The sequence below is a fragment of the Undibacterium sp. GW821-FHT07F11 genome, assembly GCF_059418665.1.
Map to the genome: position 1 here is coordinate 159531 of NZ_JBWKQH010000013.1, position 16214 is coordinate 175744.

13 protein-coding genes are annotated in these 16214 nt (G+C 51.1%); 4 read left to right on the forward strand and 9 right to left on the reverse strand.

Annotation, left to right across the window (positions count from 1 at the left end; translation table 11 throughout):
• Positions 1–240: 240 nt before the first annotated feature.
• Positions 241–1089 carry a hypothetical protein gene (locus AC07OI_RS27795; protein ID WP_495259407.1) on the reverse strand — a complete coding sequence of 283 codons (849 nt, stop codon included), beginning with the start codon at positions 1087–1089 and terminating at the stop codon, positions 241–243.
• 315 nt (positions 1090–1404) lie between these two features.
• Between AC07OI_RS27795 and AC07OI_RS27800 the strand changes: the two genes are divergently transcribed.
• The 3 genes from AC07OI_RS27800 (at position 1405) to AC07OI_RS27810 (ending at position 5549) form a co-directional block, all read left to right on the forward strand.
• Positions 1405–3261: a glycoside hydrolase family 13 protein gene (locus tag AC07OI_RS27800; protein WP_495259408.1), complete on the forward strand. Its 1857-nt coding sequence runs from the start codon at positions 1405–1407 to the stop codon at positions 3259–3261.
• A gap of 195 nt (positions 3262–3456) precedes the next feature.
• Complete coding sequence (locus AC07OI_RS27805) at positions 3457–4599, forward strand: aspartate-semialdehyde dehydrogenase (protein WP_495259409.1); 1143 nt, start codon at positions 3457–3459, stop codon at positions 4597–4599.
• A 56-nt stretch (positions 4600–4655) separates the two neighbouring features.
• Positions 4656–5549: a DMT family transporter gene (locus tag AC07OI_RS27810; RefSeq protein ID WP_495259410.1), complete on the forward strand. Its 894-nt coding sequence runs from the start codon at positions 4656–4658 to the stop codon at positions 5547–5549.
• A gap of 32 nt (positions 5550–5581) precedes the next feature.
• On the opposite strand, the gene AC07OI_RS27815 is transcribed toward AC07OI_RS27810, so the two are convergent.
• The 8 genes from AC07OI_RS27815 to AC07OI_RS27850 form a co-directional block, all read right to left on the reverse strand.
• Positions 5582–6121, reverse strand: a complete 540-nt coding sequence (locus AC07OI_RS27815) for a carboxymuconolactone decarboxylase family protein (RefSeq protein ID WP_495259411.1) — start codon at positions 6119–6121, stop codon at positions 5582–5584.
• A 224-nt stretch (positions 6122–6345) separates the two neighbouring features.
• Positions 6346–8748 (reverse strand): TonB-dependent receptor plug domain-containing protein, encoded by a 2403-nt coding sequence (locus tag AC07OI_RS27820; RefSeq protein ID WP_492708421.1) that lies wholly within the window; start codon positions 8746–8748, stop codon positions 6346–6348.
• Positions 8749–8912: 164 nt separating this feature from the next.
• Positions 8913–9719 (reverse strand): helical backbone metal receptor, encoded by an 807-nt coding sequence (locus AC07OI_RS27825; protein ID WP_495259415.1) that lies wholly within the window; start codon positions 9717–9719, stop codon positions 8913–8915.
• Between the two features lie 2 nt (positions 9720–9721).
• Entirely contained in the window at positions 9722–10504 is a 783-nt protein-coding gene (locus AC07OI_RS27830) for an SDR family oxidoreductase (RefSeq protein ID WP_495259412.1), read from the reverse strand.
• A gap of 56 nt (positions 10505–10560) precedes the next feature.
• A complete protein-coding gene (locus AC07OI_RS27835; protein ID WP_492708418.1) occupies positions 10561–11322 on the reverse strand; it encodes a thiol:disulfide interchange protein DsbA/DsbL in 762 nt (253 codons plus the stop codon).
• A 54-nt stretch (positions 11323–11376) separates the two neighbouring features.
• Positions 11377–12012 carry an SPOR domain-containing protein gene (locus AC07OI_RS27840; RefSeq protein WP_492708417.1) on the reverse strand — a complete coding sequence of 212 codons (636 nt, stop codon included), beginning with the start codon at positions 12010–12012 and terminating at the stop codon, positions 11377–11379.
• A gap of 41 nt (positions 12013–12053) precedes the next feature.
• Positions 12054–13766, reverse strand: a complete 1713-nt coding sequence (gene argS / locus AC07OI_RS27845) for an arginine--tRNA ligase (RefSeq protein ID WP_495259413.1) — start codon at positions 13764–13766, stop codon at positions 12054–12056.
• A 149-nt stretch (positions 13767–13915) separates the two neighbouring features.
• Positions 13916–14446, reverse strand: coding sequence for a DUF6622 family protein (locus AC07OI_RS27850; RefSeq protein WP_492708415.1), 531 nt, complete (start codon positions 14444–14446; stop codon positions 13916–13918).
• Between the two features lie 196 nt (positions 14447–14642).
• On the opposite strand from AC07OI_RS27850, the gene AC07OI_RS27855 reads away from it, so the two are divergent.
• Positions 14643–15551 carry a recombination-associated protein RdgC gene (locus AC07OI_RS27855; RefSeq protein WP_492708413.1) on the forward strand — a complete coding sequence of 303 codons (909 nt, stop codon included), beginning with the start codon at positions 14643–14645 and terminating at the stop codon, positions 15549–15551.
• Positions 15552–16214: the final 663 nt, after the last annotated feature.

Here is a 16214-nt window from a genome sequence, read left to right on the forward strand (position 1 = left end):
CATGCGCGGCTGCGCAATTTGTCTCGGATATTTTTAGTAGAACTCATTTCATAAATAGGGTGAGATGCGTTCTAGCTTTATACAATTCATTATCGTAGATTACGAGCGTGAAATGGGAGCAAAACGGGGGATTTTACGAGTTTTCACTTTGCTGCATCACTCAATTCAGGGAGGTTTGCTGCGGCACGAAAATCGGGAGCAGGCTTACCCGGGCAAGAAGTGAGCCTGCAAAATTGACAACTAAGCTGGTGCTCTGGTCGGGTCTGCCAGAGAGGCCAGATAGAAAGGATCGGATTGTGCCGCCAGATTAACGCCACCACTGGTAGTGACAAATGCTGCATAAGGTGAAGCCGCCAGCGTCTGGTTACGCATCTGTATGTTTTTCTGGTTCCAGACGTTATTCTCCTTGCTCAATTTTTCATAAGCGACTTCATAATTCTTCAATTGCTCACCCCATTCGACAGAACCCTGTTCTGCTGTCGGGCGCTTGATAGAATTTACTGAATCTGGTCTTGGATCAGGATTAAAGACCAGATCTGCCGCCAGCAGATTGGGACCACCACCAGGATTGGAAGGCATGGCAAAAGCCGCTGGATTAGCCGGGTCATACACTCTGTAAGCGGCGTGGGTAGGGTTGACTGCCGCAATGGTTGTGGTGGGCGCAGCCGGCGGTGTGGCTGCGGGTGTGCTTGCGGTAGCCGTAGTTTTACTGCTGGCAGCAGTGTCACTGACACTGTCAAGCGCTGTTGAGCTTGTCGTTGAACTTGTCGCCGCGCTGGCTGCTGTTGCAATAGGGGCTGCCACAGGTACAGCCGCAGGCTGAGGTGCCTGCAATTGCTCACGCAAAGCTGCCAGTGTGGATTGTATCTGCGCTGCCAGGTCTGTAGTCTGGGTATCGGTACTGAGGCCAGCGGCTTTTTCCTTGATGGCGCTCACCAGATCAGCTTTGGTTTCTGGCTTGACTGCTGCCTGCAGGGCCGCTTTGAACTTGTCTGCACTCTGCTCTGCATCAGCCAGTCTGGACTTCAGCTTGCTTTGCAAAGCCTGTACGTCGCTGAAAATCGAATTTAAGTTTGAAATGTCTTGCATATATCCTCCCGGGATGGGGCTGCGCTTTAGATAGCTATCACCCTTACTTTTGCTGAGGCCGCTCAGCCTGATTTGATAGGTAGAAAATATCAAACAAAGTGCCTGAGTAAAGCCCAAAAAAGAGGCAATTTCCAGCGCCAGTTCCAGCTTTGGAATATGATACCTGGCTTCAGACATTGGAATTTATGTAATTAAAATACATAATCCATATGAATAAAACACTAATTAAATCACCTAAATAAAGCTTAATAAATTAAAATAAATGAAAAAATGTAGTTTAAGTACATAAACAATACCTATTCCCCAGGAGACCGCATGAAAACCAGAGCCTTAGTACGGCTGTTCATCAGCTTGCTGACCTTGCTACCGGCATTTGTGCAGGCACAGCCAGCCATGGAACATGTAGAACCCGGCTTTTGGTGGGTAGGAATGAAGAGTGACAAGCTGCAAGTCATGTTGCACGGCAAAGAAATTGCCACCTACACACCACACATTGATTACCCTGGCGTGCAAATCAAGGACGTGCGCAAGCTCAGCAACCCCAATTATCTGTTTCTGGATTTACAGATTTCACCAGGCACTCGCGCGGGTAAATTCAATATCAGTATGCAGCATGGGGGACAAAAATTTGGCATTCCCTACGAACTCAAGGCACGTGAAAAAGGTTCAGCAGAACGGCGCGGCTTTGGCCCGACAGACGCAATCCTGAATCTCATGCCTGACCGTTTTGCCAATGGCGATACCGGTAATGACAGCCTGCCCGGCTTTGCCGACAAGCTAGACCGCAATGACGCCAGCGCCAGCCGCCATGGTGGTGACCTCAAGGGGATACGCGATCACCTCGACTATATCGCCAGTATGGGATACACCATGCTCTGGCCTACGCCGGTAGTGGAGAATAATCAGCAGACATATTCTTACCATGGCTATGCGGCTACCGACCATTACAAGGTCGATGCACGCCTGGGCAGCAATGAAGAATATCTCCAGCTGGTGGCCGAAGCCAAAAAGAAGGGCATAGGCGTGATCCAGGATATCGTGCTGAATCATATCGGTGACGGCCACTGGTGGATGAAAGATTTACCCGGCAAAGACTGGCTCAGCTACAGCAGTGAATTTGTACCCACCTATCATGCGCGCACCACGGTCAGTGACCCGTATGCATCTGCCATCGATAAAAAGAATTTCACCCAGGGCTGGTTTGAAGTACATATGCCAGACATGAACCAGCGTAACCCGCTGGTGGCGAATTACCAGATACAAAACACTATCTGGTGGGTAGAGTATGCCGGGCTGGCAGGGATACGCGCAGACACCTATGGCTATTCTGATCCGGCCTTTTTAACAGAGTGGTCACGCCGCGTCATGCAGGAATACCCGCAACTGACACTGGTCGGTGAAGAGTGGTCGGATAATCCCAATCTGGTAGCACACTGGCTGCGCGGGCATAAAAATGCCAATGGCTATGTCTCACACATGCCCAGCATGATGGATTACCCCTTGCATGACACACTGCGCAAAGCCCTGGTGGCGCCAGAGAACCTGCATTCCGGTTTTGCCACTTTGTATGAAGCGCTGATCAATGACCAGCTTTATCCGCAACCATCGTCTATGGTACTGTTTGAGGGCAATCATGATGTCAGCCGTTTGTACAGCGCCCTGGATGAAGACCTGGATTTGTTCAAGATGGCGATCACCTATGTCGCCACCATGCCGCGCACGCCACAGTTTTACTATGGCACCGAGATTTTGATGACCAGTACCAAGCACAGGGATGATGGCGCTTTTCGAAAAGACTTTCCGGGTGGTTGGGCAGATGATGCACTGAATGCTTTCACAGGTGCAGGGTTGACTGCCAGACAACTGGAAGCGCAGACCTTTATCAAAAAACTGCTGACCTGGCGCAAGACCCAGAGCGCCATCCACAGCGGCAAACTCATGCACTTTGCGCCACAGGATGGTATCTATGTATATTTCCGCTATGACCAGAAGCGCAAGTTCATGGTGGTGATGAATAAAAATACTGCCGATACAGAGCTGGTGACAGCGCGCTTTGCCGAAATATTAACCACGAGTGCAAAGGCTAAAGATGTATTCAGTGGACAGGAATTTGAAATGGCGCAGAAAATAAAAGTGCCTGCACGCGGCGTCCTGCTGCTGGAAATCAGGTAAGCAGGGGCCTGCTTGATCGTCTTTATCAAGTCTGTTACCATCAATTCATGAAAAGCACATTTGCATCCACTCTGAGCATTAAGACCACCATTATCGCAATGGTGGGTTAGCGCTTTTTCATTTTTTCGCAACCCGCCTACGAGGCGGGTGCATATAGATTGATGCCTGTCTCCCGGCCACTTTAAGGAGATTTACATGGCATCATATTCTGACAATCAAAATCGTCAAGACCATCAGGCTTCAATAGCCAGCCCACCGCGACCGGCACGCTCTGTCCTGTCGCTTGAGCGCTACCCACATGGCATGCATGTAGGCGTAGTCGGCGCGACTGGCCTGGTCGGTGAATTCATGCGTAAGCTGCTGGAAGAGCGCAACTTCCCGGTACGCTCACTACGTTTGTTTGCTTCTGCGCGCTCTGCCGGAAAAACACTGGACTGGAAAGATACACAAATCATCGTCGAAGATGCGGCGACGGCTGATTATTCTGGCCTCGATGTCGTGTTTTTCTCGGCGGGTGGAGACACCTCATTACGCCTGGCACCCATAGTCGCGGCTGCGGGCGCGCTGGTCATCGACAATTCATCCGCTTGGCGCATGGACCCTGCCGTACCGCTGGTGGTAGCAGAAGTCAATCCTCATGACCTGGCAAATATCCCCAAGGGCATCATCGCAAACCCCAACTGTACGACCATGGCAGCCATGCCTGTGCTGAAGCCCTTGCATGATAAGGCTGGCCTGCGGCGTCTGGTCGTCAGCACTTATCAGGCTGTGTCGGGTGGTGGTGTTGCGGGCGTGGAAGAACTGGCAAGCCAATTGCAAAAAGCAGGTGATGACTGCACCAGGCTGGTCAATGATGGTGAGGGCATAGACTTTCCCGCGCCGAAGAAATGGCAGGTACCGATTGCATACAATGTCGTGCCCTACAACTATCAAATTGTCGAAGACGGTTATACTGAAGAGGAAATCAAGTTCCGTAATGAGAGCCGCAAGATACTTGGTATTCCCGAATTGAATGTTTCCTGCACCTGTGTGCGCGTCCCCGTATTTACGGGACATTCACTGTCCATCAATGCAGAATTTGAGCAGAACATTTCTGCAGATGCCGCGCTTGAGTTACTGCACAGTGCCGCTGGCGTAATTGTTACGGAAGTGCCCAATCCCTTGATGGCGACTGGCCGCGACCCTGTGTTCGTTGGCCGGGTGCGCCCTGACCCCACGGTAGCACATGGTCTGGCAATGTTCGTCAGTGGCGACAATCTGCGCAAGGGTGCTGCTCTGAATGCCATACAGATAGCCGAAGTTATTTACCAGCAAGGCTTGAGCAACATGCGCAGATAAAAACAGCGGGTCAGATTTTGGTGTAGGCTAAGCAATTTTGCATAGCCTGGACCATCGTGAACAAAGCCCCTGTCTCCACTTATCTGAAACTTGTCTGTGTCGCCCTGTTCTGGGGTGGCACCTTCATCGCCGGGCGTCTGGTCGCCAAAGAGATACCGCATATGATTGCGGCCTTTATCCGCTTCGCAGTCGCCAGTGTCTTGTTGCTATTACTGGCATGGCGACTGGAGGGTGGCTTGCCCAAACTCAGCAGACAGCAAATGCATGCGACCTTTGCACTGGGTGCGACTGGCATCTTTTTGTATAACCTGTGCTTTTTTGCCGCACTGGAAAATATGCCAGCCGGACGCACTGCCCTGTTTGTTGCCCTGAACCCGATAGTCACTGCGCTGGCACTGGCCTTGCTGTTTGGTGAAAGACTGAGCAAGGTACGCTGGCTGGGCATCATGATTGCATTTGCCGGTGCAGCAGTAGTGATTACCCGTGGCGACTTGATGAGTGCCGTGCATGATTTATCGCAATCGCTGGGCAAGGGCGAGCTATTCATGCTGACCGCGATCTGTGGCTGGGCCGCCTATACCATCATAGGCAGGCATGCCCTGAAAGGACTATCGCCCATCGCAGCCACGACTTACGCTTCACTTTGGGGCTTGCTCTTGCTGGGTCTGGGTGCGGTACTGGAATTGCCACGCTTTGAACCTGCGCACATGAGCTGGCAGGTACTGGCTTCGCTGGTGTATCTGGGTGCATTTGGCACGGTGATTGGTTTTGTCTGGTACTACGAAGGCGTGAAAAGCATAGGCCCTTCACGCACCGCGGTATTCAATAATCTGGTGCCGGTATTTGGTATCAGCCTGGGTGCGCTGATATTGGGTGAACCTATCCTGCCGTCCATGATAGTAGGTGGTTTGCTGGTCATTGCCGGGGTGACTTTGACCAACAAAACCTGATCTGTTTCGATAGTGATTTTTCTGCCTTAAAATTAACGCAAACTGACAGCAGGAAAATCCACGTCTGTGTGAGCGACGTTGTTGACATAGTTAGTCAATACATTCAAGGCAACATTCACGACAATTTCTATGACAGCGGCTTCATCAAACCCTGCTGCACGCACATTAGCCAATGCTGCATCACTGACGCGGCCATGTTGTTCTGCAACCTGGCGGGCAAATTGCAGAGCCGCATTGCTTTTTGCATCTGCAGCCTCGGCGCTGCGCGCCGCAGCTATGTCTGCATCGCTGAGTTTCGCCAGATTTTTACCCAGATAAGCATGCGCTGCCAGACAGTATTCGCAGCCATTGTATTCCGCCACAGTCAGTGCGATACGTTCACGCAGTTGCGCGCTCAGGCTGCCTTTGGCCAACGCGCCGCTGAGTGACAAATAAGCTTCCAGTGCAGCCGGGCTATTGCCTACCAGCTTCATCAAATTAGGCACCATGCCCAATTGCTGGTTCACTGCAGCCAGTAAAGCCTGTGATGCTGCCGGGGATTGTTCTACTGCAGGAATAGTGATGCGGGACATGTGAGTTTCCATTCAGATCTGGTTTAAGGGATTTCGCGTTTCGTGTCAGTACTGCGAATGGTGTCACTTTGCCTTATTCCTGAAAATAAAAGAATCCTCGTATTTAGAAATTCATTATTCCGTATACTGGAATTATGAAATAAAAAAATCGGCCTGATATGCATCCAGGCCGATTCTTTTAATGCGAACGCAATAGCTCTTGCATCACCTACTAAAATAACAGATTAAAACTTTTTCCAGAGTTTCAGGAAGTAAGAAGCGCCACCCAGGCCAAACTGTACGCTGTCATAGTAGAAACCATTGTCGGTTTCATTCGGGTCCTGACGTGTAGGTTTGACGTTGAACACATTATTGCCGCCTATGGTCAGCTTGGTGGTGTCATTGAAGGCATAGGTCAAAGCCACGTCAGCCGAGGTTTTTGGCTCATAGTAGGCATTTGGTACACCAGCGGCTGTGCCAGAGAAAGTGCCCAGGGTTTGTGATCCATAGTGGATGACCTTGAACTCGCCTGACCATGGCCCCTGGTCATAATTGAAGGCCAGAGTGGCTTTCATTCTTGGGCCACCCTGTTCTATGAACAGACGTTCACGTTCAGACAGCAATACGTCTTCATAGCCTTTCAGGGATGGTGGCGCTGTGACTTTCGTGACTTCAGTCTTGCTGTAGTTCAAACCCAGATAAGTAGACAATTTACCTGCACCCAGATTGGTTTTGTGGGAAGCCGTCAAATCCAGACCCTGGGTCTTGGTATTGATGGAATTCACGAAAAACTGTGCCTGGCCTACACCCAGCGCCTGCAAAGTAGAACCTAAAGCCGGGTAATTGTCGGCATCAAAACGACCAGACAAGACAATGCGGTCAGCGATATCGATGCGATACAAATCAGCCGTCATCGCGAAAGCATTGTTCGGCTTATAGGTCAGACCCAGAGTGTAGTTTTTCGAGGTTTCATCCTTGAGCTTGGGTATGCCTGCGGCATTCGCCACTGCACCGCCATTTGGTGCCAACACCACATCCATGGGCTTGCCGCTGATGAAGTCAGTGAATGTGGATGAGAAATACACCTGCTGCAGCGACGGTGCGCGGAAACCTGTGCTGATAGAGCCACGCATCAGGACATCATCAGACACCTTGTAACTACCTGCCAGTTTGCCAGTCAGGGTAGAGCCAAAGTCGCTATAACGCTCGCCACGGACTGCTGTCTGCAGCTTGAAACGGTTTGTGATGTCGGTTTCTACATCGACATAGGCAGCGATACTATTTCTGTTTTTGTCAGTACGGTCACCAGGCTGGAAGCCGGGGAAACCCTGGCTTCCAGCATTGCCACCAAAACCCAGGCCATCGACATCATTGTAAGAACCTGGTTCACCGGCAGTAATCTTGTAGTTTTCACGACGGTATTCCGCGCCGAAGGCGACATTGACACCATTCATGAAACCGTCAAAGAAACGGCTGAAATCCAGATTAGTCGTCGCTTGCGAGAAAGAAAAACCACCTGCATCAAAACGGCTGGGGCTGATGCCCTTGCCGCCTGCCAGCAAATCCTTGTTGGCAATCGAGGCATTGATGGTATTGCTGATGTTGTACTTCAGTTCATTGAAACCATAAGTCTGCGACAGGTCAGCACGCCATTCGCCGATGTCCCATTTATAGCCTACGGTACCGTAGATGTCATTGATATCGCCATTGATATAAGGCACAAAACCATTCGGATACATGGCAGCAGAATTGCGCGAAGGAATGTCGTCAGAACCTATACCACCGCGTGCCCAGGCAGCTGAAGATGCCTTGCGTTGCTGTGTGCCCAGAGTGAAATACAGTTTGTCATTGCCACCGTTAGGTACTTCACCATTCAGGTAAACCGTAGGGCCGGTGACCTTGGTATCACCAATGGTACGTGGGTTGCCCGGGTCAGCGCGGTTGGAGCGGCCACGATCAGTGTATTCCACCGTGATACCCAATACGCCTTTTTCACCCAGAGCGATACCGCAATAGGCTGATGGCAGGTAGTTTTTACCATCGCCGACAGAATACTGGCTGTAACCAAAGCTGGCTTCGCAACCCAGGCTTTTCTTGAGAGTGATGTCCATGACACCGGCAATCGCGTCAGAGCCGTACTGGGCAGCCGCGCCATCACGCAAGACTTGCACATTGCTGATGGCCATGACGGGAATCGCATTCAGGTCAGTACCGGTATTGCCGCGGTTACGGGCACCGAACAAGTTCACCAGCGCTACGGTATGACGGCGTTTGCCATTCACCAGCACCAGGGTCTGGTCTGAACCCAGGCCACGCAGGGCCGCAGAATCCACCAGATCGGCACCATCGGCACCGGTCTGGCGGGTGGAATTGAAGGAAGGCGAGATATTTGCCAGCGTTTGAGCCAAGTCAAACTGACCACCTTGCTCTGCAGCTTTGGAGACCGAGATAAAATCGACAGGCAGAGGGGTATTGGTGGCGCTGGTGTTGGCGCGACGGGAGCCAACAATAGTCATGGTTTGCATGGCGGGGTCAGCCGCTTTTTCTGCTGCAGGAGCAGTTTGCGCATTGACCATGGCCGGGGTGAAAACTGTTACAGCACTTGCACCATACAGGGCAAGTAAAATCGCTTTGCGCATCTTACTCATAACAAACTTCTCCAAGAATATATAGAAAACCTTAACTGGTATGCCCAGAAGTATGGTTGTCCAGATATTAGAGTGTCAATTATTGTGCTATGCAGTGTGGCATTTTTGTGTAAATTGTATAGACGTATTTCGAATTTGGCGCTGATACGCAGAATTGCATAACCTTATTGCTTGGCTAACTGCTTCAGGTATTGCAAACCGGCAATCGCCCTGCTGCCGTACCATGACAACATTTCGCCATCGACCAGTTGTACGGGCAAGCCCAGCTGTTTCTCCAGTGCATCCACATGGCTTTCGGTGAAGCGGTAAGGTTCAGTCGACAGCAATACCCTGTCGATGGGATGTTGCAGCGCACTAGCCCACTGAAAGCCGGGATAACGCAAAATGCTATTTGAAGGTGACCAGGTTTGCCAGCCTATCAGGGCCAGCATGGCGGCAATATAGGTATCGCGGCTAACGGTCATCCACGGATCTTGCCAGATGCAATATACGACTTGCTGAGAAATGGCTGGTGTGGGATCCAGGGCTGCATAGGCAAGGTCGAACCGGCTACACAAATCCTGCGCTTTTTCTTGTGCACCGAATATCCCGCCCAGCAATTGATATAGCGCCAGGTTATCGCGCGGCACCAGCGGATGGGTGACGACTACATTAGGGATAAATTTGGCCAGAGCTTCTACTGTTGGCTTTTCATTTTCATCAATGTTGACGATCAGATGAGTGGGAGCCAGCTTGCGGATTTTTTCTATATTGACGTCTTTTGTCCCGCCTATCTTGGGAATAGCCTGCACCACTGATTTGGGATGTATGCAAAAACCGGTGCGCGCGACCAGATAGCGTGACAAGCCCAACTCACAAACCAGTTCAGTGACAGAAGGCACCAGGCTGACGATACGTGGTTCAGCCCCGGTGTCTGCACCGGCCTCAGCTACATACGGCTGATGTACCGTACCTAGCGCATCAATCAACATGCTCATGCCTGGTCTGCCGCACGCGGTTTACGGCGTGCCCTGGCGAACACTGCGTCATACAACCAGTTGGGCAAGATGCGCATCAGCTTGGCGACCACGCCCATTTGCCAGGGAATGACACGGTAAGTATTGCCAGCATCAATTGTCCCTAATGCAGAGTTGCAAAAAGCCTGGACCGGCATCAGGAAGGGCATGGGGTAGGGATTGCCCCTGGTCATGGGTGTATCAATATAGCCCGGTGCAATGGTCACGACGCGTATGCCGCTGTCACGCAATTCTACCCGCAGCGATTCGCAATAACTGATGACGGCGGCCTTGGATGCGCAATAGGCACCTGCACCCGGCAAGCCCCGGATCCCGGCGACACTGCCTATGCCAACCAGACGGCAATCGGTAGTGTGCGCATAGGTTTTCATGGCATTGATGAAGGGTGAAAAAGTCGCTACCGTCGCTATCAGGTTAGTTTGCAAGACGCTGTCAAACACCTTGATGTCACCGGCATACTCGCTGAGTGTACCGACTGAAATACCGGCATTGGCAATCACTACGTTCACCTGCCCGACTGCCTGCATGAAGTCATTCGCCGCCCTGGTCAATGCTGCATGGTCGGTGACATCCACTGCATAGATATGATGCTGGCCAGGATTAGGCAAGCTTTGCCGCAGTTCTTCCAGTACTTCCTGACGGCGCGCCAGCAAGCCCAGGGTAGCACCTTGCTCAGCATAGGCCCTGGCAAGCGCAGCGCCTATGCCGGAAGATGCGCCAGTGATAAAGACTGTTTTCATGATGTCCAATGAAAAAGTCCGCCGGAGTGGCGGACTAGTTAACACAAGCTTAGCATTTATTTCTTTTTGGCTAGCTCTTTTGTTGATGCTGAAGCTGCCGCACTGGCTGAAGCCGCGGCGGGCGCTGCTACTGGTGCGCCATTTTTCTCTTTTTGTATCTTGGCGATCAAACTGTCCAGAACTTGTATGACTGCGCGATTTTGTATTTCTTCTGTCACGCGCGTCGTCGAGGTAGTTACTGCCAGCACGGGCGAAGTCACATAGCGGCCATCAACTGCGATGGAAGGTACGCCGTCAATCTGGTAAGCACTTGCCAGTTGGGTAGCGCGGCTGAGCTTGCTGGTGATAGAGAATGAATTATAGATATCCGAAAATTTCTGCTTGTCCAGGCCAGACTTGCTGACGAATTCCATGATGTCGGCATCGGTTTGCAGGCGATTGCGTTCTACGTGGAAAGCGGTAAAAGCCTTCATATGGTATTCATCTGCCTTGCCCATGGCTTCCATGGTGAAGTAGAGTTTTTGTTGCGGCACCAGGTCATGAAAATTGACGTGTATGCGCTTGAAGGAAATATTATCACCCTGTTTTTTAACCCATTCAGCAATCAAGGGTTCCAGCGCATGGCAATGCGGGCAAAAATAACCAAAGAATTCAATGACTTCAATTTTTTTACCGCTGTCTACAGGCTGAGGACGTTTCAGTACCTGGTATTCAACACCCGGCTGTGGTGCTGTGGAGCTGGCACTGGCTGCGGCTGTCATCAAAGACAAGGCGGCAAGCATGAACATGCGGCGTTTGATTTGGCTGAAGAATTGCATCACGGTTCCTTTACTGATCGCTTATTCAATACTTATTGCTTACTTATTTGTCCGTTACTTGACTGTGCGCACTACCGCAACATCCACGCTATTGTCTGACAATCTGGCGCGGGTACGGTTCATTGTTTCCAATTGCGCATATGGGCCAAGACGCACATGGTACATGGTGCCGGAATCTGAGGTTTTTTCCACGATACGCGCTTCAAAACCGATCAGGGCCAGCTTGGCACGGCTGTTTTCTGCTGCCACCTGTTCCTTAAACGCACCAACCTGCAAAAAGTAAATATATTTTTCGTCTGTATTTTCAGCCTTGGCTGCAGCGGCAGCTTCTGCTCGTTCTGCCCGCTCGGCAGCTTTTTCTGCTGCCGTTTTTTCAGGCGGTTTGGCTTCAGGAGGTTTGGGTGGTGCTACGGTTTCTGCCGGTTTGCTGGCTGTCAGCTCCTTATTGGCTTCTTTGGCAGCATCCTTATTGCCATACAGGGGCTTGTTGGGATCCTGCAACTGCGTCAAAGGGACATCCGCCTTGTCCGATTTGCCATTTTTATTCGTGAATGGCGTCGATGATTTGGTAATCACCATGGCCACGCCCACTGCAATAGCCAGACCGACTACCAGGCCGATGATGATGCCAGTCAGGGTACTGCCGCGCTGGCTATTCTTTTGTTTTGGGGCGTTTTGTTGAGCTTTCATGCGTCTCCGACGAGTTTCGTTAGCTAGATGAGGCAATACATTTACATTTGTGTTGGTGCTGAAACACCGATCAACGCAAGGCCATTGCGCAAGACCTGACGGGTTGCCAGCACCAGTGCCAACCGGGCCAGTTTGATTGCTTCATCTTCAACCAAAACCTTTTCGGCAAAATAATAACTATGCAATTCGCCAGCCAGCTCACGCAAGTAAAACGCCACCTGATGCGGGCCCAGTTCATCGAGTGCTTTTTCCAGTACTTCGGGATATTCGGCCAATTTGGTCAGCAAACTGGCTTCACTTGGCGCTGTCAGCGGTGATAAATCAACTGTAGTCAGTGAAGCATATGCCGTTTCATCAGTAGAAAACTGTTCCAGCATGCGGCAAATCCGGGCGTGGGCATATTGCACATAGAACACCGGGTTTTGCTCAGAACGCGCCAGGGCAACGTCGACATCAAAGACAAATTCAGTATCTGCCTTGCGGGAAATCAGGAAGAAACGCACGGCGTCACGGCCACGCTGCTCTTCGCCGCCACCAGACCATTCGATCAGGTCACGTACGGTGACGTAAGAACCGGCACGTTTGGATATCTTGACTTCGGCACCATCCTTCATGACGGTGACCATCTTGTGCAGGATGTAGTCTGGGTAGCCTTGCGGTATACCAACATTCAAGGCCTGCAAGCCACCGCGCACACGGGCAATGGTGCCGTGGTGGTCACTACCCTGGATATTGATGGCCTTGCGGTAACCGCGCTCCCATTTGGTGACGTGGTAAGCCACATCGGGGACGAAGTAAGTATAAGTGCCATCCGACTTTTTCATGACGCGATCTTTATCGTCACCATAGTCAGTGGTGCGCAACCACAGGGCACCTTCCTGTTCATAGGTCTTGCCAGCAGCCTTAAGCGCGGTAACCGTAGTCTCTACCTTGTTGTCTTTGTACAGTGAAGACTCAAGATAGTAATTATTGAATTTGACGCCAAAAGCCAGCAAGTCTGCATCCTGCTCACGACGCAGGTAAGTCACACTGAACTGGCGTATGGAGTCGATATCGTCAACATCGCCACTGGCAGTCACCGGAGGACAATCGCCGGCAGAAACTGTCTGTTTCGCTAAAAAATCCTGTGCAATATCGGCGATATAGTCGCCGTTATAGGCAGATTCTGGCCAGTTCGCATCGCCTGGCGCAAAACCTTTGGCACGTGCTTGCACTGACAAAGCCAGGTTATTGATCTGTACGCCCGCATCGTTATAATAAAACTCACGACTGACGTCATAGCCTTGCGCATCCAGCAAGGCAGACAAGGCATCACCCAATGCACCCTGACGGCCATGGCCCACATGCAGCGGGCCGGTGGGGTTGGCAGAAACAAATTCCACCACCACTTTTTCACCTGCACCGCGCTGGCTTTTGCCAAATTCAGCGCCCTTTTGCAAGATATTGCTGACGACTGACTGCTTGGCAGCCGCAGTAAGGCGGATATTGATAAAGCCTGGGCCGGCGATCTCTACACTGGCAACCAGCGGATGATTTTGTGCCTCAACTGCTGCAACGATAGCCTGAGCCAGTTCACGCGGATTCTTGCGCAGCGGCTTGGCGATCTGCATGGCGATATTACAAGCCGCATCACCATGGGAAGGATCACGCGGGCGCTCCAGCAAGATAGTCGGATTGAGTTCAGAACCCACCAGCAGGGGTTCGACCGCGTTCTGGAAGAGTTTCAGTAATTCTTGTTTTTGTTCAGCTAGCATGGCACAGAATTTTTATTGTATTTTGACAATAAATAAAATAAGGACAGGGGACATTATACTGTCTCACCCTGCCCCTGTCTGAGATGCCGCAAGCGAATCTTGCATCTTCTTGTTACCAATTACTACTCATCCTCACGCTCCATCGCGTTTTATGCTGCGGCAGAGTTTGTAAATACGGAGTTTGCAGACAATGCTTGTTTGTACATGATCAGCACATGCAGCATTTTGCCCAGGAACAAACCGTTAAACAAACCGAACAAGGCAGTGCTGGTAACAGCAAACAGCGTATTCGTGTGCAAGGCAGGATTCACATGCAAAGCCACATTGACGATGTATTTCATGACAAAAATAGCCATCATCATGATCAGTGGTGCCCAGCTACCACGATAAAACACCGTGCCCTTGTCTGCCAGAATGCGTACATTATTGTCATTGACGAGACTCCATGAGATAGCTGCACCAACAGTCATCGTCGCCAACCATGCTGCCAGTACGACAGGATCCGCGCCGAAACCAGACAAGATACCTTGTATCGACAATGCCAGCATCACCAGAGGGATGATAACGATAGTCCTGACTTTCAATTCCCTGTCTACGCTGGACTTGATACCCCGAAATGCCAGAAAGCCCAGAATTGCCCATACATAGATTGGTGTGTTACTGATGATTTGGTTCAACATGATGATCTCCTTGAGTGCTGTCAGTGTAGATTCGGGTGTTTGTTTTACTGCGATGGAAGAAGTATTGCAAAGCTGGTGCGGGCTGTATGCCAGAAAGCGACGAAGCGTTACTTCTTGCCGCGAAAGAGGTGTTTTTGGTCGTGAGTGGCCCAGCGCAGACGTGTAGAATGCTAGGTTTTCTTCGTCTGGATACGCTATGTGGTTCAAGAATCTGCAAGTTTTTCGTCTGACAACTCCCTGGAAGATCACTGCCGAGGAGTTACATACCCAATTGTCACGCATCGCCTTCTCACAATGTGCTTCGAATGAGATGCAAAGCCAGGGCTGGGCATCGCCACGCAATAATGACCAACTGGTGCATAGCGTCAATCAGCAGTTCCTGATTTCGCTGGCGACAGAAAAGAAATTGCTGCCTTCCAGCGTTATCAATCAGGTAACCAAGGCCCGTGCGCTGGAAATAGAAGAAGAACAAGGCTTCGCACCTGGCCGCAAGGCCATGAAAGACCTGAAAGAGCGCATCACGGAAGAGCTACTGCCACGCGCCTTTGGCGTCAAGCGCAATACCAATGTCTGGATAGATCCGGTAAACCGCTGGCTGGTCATCGATGCTTCCAGCCCATCCAAGGCAGATGAAGTCATCAAGCTCTTACTGAAATGCTGCGACAAGCTGCCACTCGAAGGCCTGCGTACCAAAACTTCTCCACAGGCAGCCATGACAGGCTGGCTGGCTGGCAATGAAGCCCCCAAGGGTTTTACCATAGACCAGGATACAGAACTCAAGTCTTCGACCGAAGACAAGGCTACCGTGCGTTATGTTCGCTATACACTGGAACCCGACGATATCCAGAAGCATATTACCGCTGGCAAACAATGCACCAAATTGGCTCTGACCTGGGACGACAAGGTCAGCTTTGTCCTGACCGACACATTGACAATCAAGCGCATTAAGCCACTGGATGTGCTCGATGAAAGCAAGGACAAGGGTAGTAATGAAGAAGAGCGTTTTGATGCGGACTTTGTGCTAATGACTGCCGAGCTGGCAAGCTTGCTCAGCGATGTAGTGTTTGCACTGGATGGTGAGATGGATAGCGCACAGGCTGCGTGATGAACTGACGCTTCTTGCCTCATAAAACCCCCGCTCAAGTATTTGGGCGGGGGTTTTGCTTTGCGTGCAGCACTAATGACCCACTTTAAGTGCTCCCAATACAGAGGTACAGAAGAAAGGCAAGCTGCTTGCAAGCAGCCTTCATTGCGCAATGAACGGCAATATAACGATATGCGCTCTTTGTTCTTACTCTGTTGCTTGGGTTTATCTTATTTTCAGGGCGTAGCGCTTCCTCGCCGCTTCTTCATTGTCGAACGCTATCTTGCTCACCGCACGACACATCAAACAACGACACGGGCTCCAGTCTTTGCTGGAGCGTTGGGGTCGAGGCTGACTTTCTTATAATCTGGGCCACTGGCTGCCAGCAGCCTCTGTGCTTTTGATGAAATGTTGGGAGAGTTCAAGCCCTTGTATTCGTATGCCGGTATTTCAACCTGAAAACTTAATACCGTCGCTCCTGCTCAGGCAGGAGGCTACCGGGCTGGCGCTCCAGCGGCGTTCGTGGAGCAACGTTGATGCTTGCCTGGGTTACCGGAAAATGTGGACGAAAAAAAAGACAAGCATTGCTTGTCTTTTTTCTTTATAACTGGCGGAGCGGACGGGGCTCGAACCCGCGACCCCCGGCGTGACAGGCCGGTATTCTAACCAACTGAACTACCACTC